Below are 3240 nucleotides of genomic sequence, written 5' to 3'. Positions count from 1 at the left end.
GCCCCCGCCGGCACGCTCCGGGGCATCCCGCGCACGCCCCGGAAGGCCGGCTCGCGGCCACCGCTGAGCCGGAACGGCTCGAGACGAGAACTAGACTTGCAATCGACCGACGAAATTGAATGTAAACCATGCTTTCAGGCACAACGACCGGCAAATAGAGATTAAAACATACATCAGCGTCTTCTTCCCGGGGTTTATCCATGAGGAGGGACCCTTATCGAAGACGGGCGGCACGATGGCGCGATGGATCCCCGGGGCGGCGGTGTTCGGCCTGCTGTGCCTGATGATTATCCCGGCCCCCGGGATCTGGGGCGTCCTGATCGGCGCCGTCTGCGTGCTGGCGATCATCGGCAGCCTGTCCCTGCTCCTCCTGGACCGGCTCGCCACCGGGATCCTCGTCTGGCAGGCGCACCGGCAGTCCAAGCGCCGGGACCGGGTGCGGGGGCGGGTGGTGCATGCCGGCTCCGGGATGTCCCGGAAGGTCTGACGGGGCTGGATTCCGGCGGGCAGCGATGCGAGGTCTGCGTGGCATGACCAGATGCGTCGCCACGAACCGGGACGGTCCGATGAAGCTCCTCTACTCCCCCGCCTCCCCGTATGCCCGCAAGGTGCTGGTGCTGGCCCACGAGACCGGTCTGATCGACAGAATCGCCGTCACCGTCGCCGGGGCCTCCCCGACCGGCCCCGCCCCCGAGGTCGCCGCCCACAATCCGCTGGGCAAGATCCCGGCCCTGGTGCTGGAGGACGGCACCGCCCTCTACGACAGCCGGGTGATCTGCGAGTATCTCGACGGCCTGTCGGCCGGCCCGCGCCTGTTCCCCGAGGGTCCGGCGCGCTGGGACGCGCTGACCCGGCAGGCGCTCGCCGACGGCCTGCTCGATGCCGCCCTGCTCACCCGCTACGATCGGGTCCTGCGCCCGGAGGCGCAGCGCTGGGCGGCCTGGGAAGCCGGCCAGGTGGCCAAGATCACGGCGGCGCTGGACCGGTTCGAGACCCTGGTGGCGGACATGCCGGTCCTCGATATCGGCACGGTCGCGATGGCCTGCGCGCTGGGCTACCTCGACCTGCGCTTCCCCGATCTCGCCTGGCGCGAGGGACGCCCCGCCACCGCCGCCTGGTCCGCGGTGTTCGAGGGCCGGCCCTCGATGGTCGCCACCGTACCGCAAGGGTGACGTCTCGGGGCTGCGCGCCCCGAACCCCGCCCAACGGCCGCGGGCCCTTGGGAATCCCGGATTCTATGGCCGGGCCTGGACCGCGTAGGGGTGGGACGAGGCGAGCGGGTCGGCGAAGAAATCCTGGACCGTCCCGGCGCCCGTCCCGAAGGTGATGAGCAAAAAACCTCCGGCCAGCGCGAAATTCTTCAAAAAATCCCAAAACAGCTCGCGGCCCTTGCCGCCCGCCCAGAAGTCGCCGGGCGCCCAGAACTGTTTCCACAGCAGCGCGGTGGCGCCGCAATAGCCGGCGAGCACGAAGGCCGCCGCCCGGTCGGCGGTGCCGGTCAGGACGCACAGCGACATCCCGATCTCGACGCCGAGCCCGATCAGGATCAGCAGGGTCGCCGGCCCGGTGGCGTGCACCGCCTGCCGGGCCTGGCCGACCGCACCCTTGAAGTTGAGGATCTTGTCGAGGGCGCTGAACGGCAGGAACAGCAGCACCAGGAGCAGGCGGACGCCGAACGCGATCGCGACGCTGAGGCTGGCCATGCGCTTCTCGCCGATTCCCGATCCGGCCTCGCGGCCCGCCGCCCATCCAAACCGCGAGCGGCGCAAAGGTTTCTCGTTCGAGGCGGGCGTTTCTTCGCAGGACGCCACGAGGGGCGGCCGGACCGCCGCAGACTTCGCGGACCCTTCGTAGACTATGCGCGTCGAAGGCCGCGCCAGACTGCGAAGTCTCTCAGGCCCGGCAGTCCCGGATCAGCCGCCGGACGAAGTCCGCGCAGGCCGCCAGCTCGTCCCGGGTCACGTACTCGTCGGCCTTGTGGGCCCGGGCGATCGAGCCCGGACCGATCACCACCGCCGGTACGCCGCCCAGCCGCTCGAACAGCCCGCCCTCCGTGCCGTAGGAGACCTTGCCGTGCCCGTTGCGCCCGGCCAGCCGCTTGGCGAGCGTCACGATCGCCGCCTCGGGGTCGGTGTCGAGGCCGGGATAGTCGATCAGCGGCTCGACCTCGACGCCGCAGGCCGGGTCCGTCTCCCGCATCAGCGGCGCCAGGGTGTCGGTGGCGTAGGCGATCGCGGCCGCCGCCAGCGCCCCGGCATCGTCGGCCCCGATCGCCCGGTATTCGAATTCCACGCTGCAGCTGTCGGGCACGATGTTGAGCGCCGAGCCGCCCCGGACCACGCTCGACAGGCCGGTGGTGTGGGGCACGTCGTAGAGCGGGTCGCGGGCGCCGTCCCGGGCGATCGCCTCCGCGGACAGCCGGACATGCTCGATGAAGCGGGCGGCGTATTCCACCGCGTTGACGCCCGCCGGCGCCAGGGCCGAGTGGCTGGCCTTGCCCCGGAAGGTGAGGCGGGACGCGGACTTGCCCTTGTGCCCGACCACCACGTCCATGCCGGTGGGCTCGCCCACGAAGCAGCCCAGCGGGCGCGGGCCCCGCTCCAGCATCCGGGCGATCAGCGGGCGCACCCCGAGGCAGCCGACCTCCTCGTCGTACGAGATCGCGAGATGGAGCGGGGTCGCGAGTTCCGCCGCCGCCATCTCGGGCAGGAGCGCGAGGCAGACCGCGAGGAACCCCTTCATGTCGGAGGTGCCGCGCCCGTAAAGCCGGCCCGCCGCCTCCCGCAGGACGAACGGGTCCGACGACCAGGGCTGGCCCTCGACCGGCACCACGTCGCTGTGGCCGGAGAGCACGTAGCCGGGTCGCGTCTCGAACGGGCCGACGCTCACGAGCAGGGCCGCCTTGGCCCCGGTTGCGTCGGGCACGCGGGCGACCGCGGCGCCGTGGCGGCGGCAATAGCCTTCCGCCCAGTCGATCAGCGGCAGGTTCGAGCGGGCGCTCACCGTGTCGAAGGCCACGAGGGTCCCGAGCAGGTCGACCGGATCCGGCGCGGGGGCGTTCTGGGCGGGAATCGGCATCGGGCGGCTCGCATCGTCTCGGGTGAGGGCATCCTACGGGGTTTTCGCGGATTCCGGACCCGCGAAAACCACCCTGCCCCGGGATCGTCCCGGAACCGGAGGCCCGCAGCGGCGTAGGCGGCGGAGACGGCGCCGTCGCGCGCCGCACAGCCGAGCCCGAAC

General features: G+C 71.6%; 4 protein-coding genes. 2 read left to right on the top strand and 2 right to left on the bottom strand.

Going from position 1 to position 3240, the window contains the following annotated elements:
- Window positions 1-235 precede the first annotated feature (235 nt).
- Together FV228_RS24525 and FV228_RS24520 are read left to right on the top strand one after the other, a co-directional pair.
- Window positions 236-487, top strand: coding sequence for a hypothetical protein (locus FV228_RS24525; protein ID WP_147856945.1), 252 nt, complete (start codon window positions 236-238; stop codon window positions 485-487).
- A 79-nt stretch (window positions 488-566) separates the two neighbouring features.
- Window positions 567-1172, top strand: coding sequence for a glutathione S-transferase (locus FV228_RS24520; RefSeq protein ID WP_147856944.1), 606 nt, complete (start codon window positions 567-569; stop codon window positions 1170-1172).
- 63 nt (window positions 1173-1235) lie between these two features.
- On the opposite strand, the gene FV228_RS24515 is transcribed toward FV228_RS24520, so the two are convergent.
- Together FV228_RS24515 and argE are read right to left on the bottom strand one after the other, a co-directional pair.
- Entirely contained in the window at window positions 1236-1703 is a 468-nt protein-coding gene (locus FV228_RS24515; RefSeq protein WP_147856943.1) for a DoxX family membrane protein, read from the bottom strand.
- Between the two features lie 190 nt (window positions 1704-1893).
- The gene (argE, locus tag FV228_RS24510; protein ID WP_147856942.1) at window positions 1894-3078 is read right to left on the bottom strand and encodes an acetylornithine deacetylase; all 1185 of its coding nucleotides are present in this window, start codon (window positions 3076-3078) and stop codon (window positions 1894-1896) included.
- Between the last annotated feature and the right edge of the window lie 162 nt (window positions 3079-3240).

It is taken from the genome of Methylobacterium sp. WL18 (assembly GCF_008040015.1).
GTDB lineage: Bacteria > Pseudomonadota > Alphaproteobacteria > Rhizobiales > Beijerinckiaceae > Methylobacterium > Methylobacterium mesophilicum.
Note: the sequence above shows the minus strand (reverse complement) of the source record. Positions and strands in the feature narration are given on the sequence as shown.

Coding starts and splice junctions, on each gene's coding strand:
- FV228_RS24525 (WP_147856945.1), top strand. CDS start 236: ATGGCGCGATGGATCCCCGGGGCGGCGGTGTTCGGCCTGCTGTGCCTG.
- FV228_RS24520 (WP_147856944.1), top strand. CDS start 567: ATGAAGCTCCTCTACTCCCCCGCCTCCCCGTATGCCCGCAAGGTGCTG.
- FV228_RS24515 (WP_147856943.1), bottom strand. CDS start 1,703: ATGGCCAGCCTCAGCGTCGCGATCGCGTTCGGCGTCCGCCTGCTCCTG.
- argE (WP_147856942.1), bottom strand. CDS start 3,078: ATGCCGATTCCCGCCCAGAACGCCCCCGCGCCGGATCCGGTCGACCTG.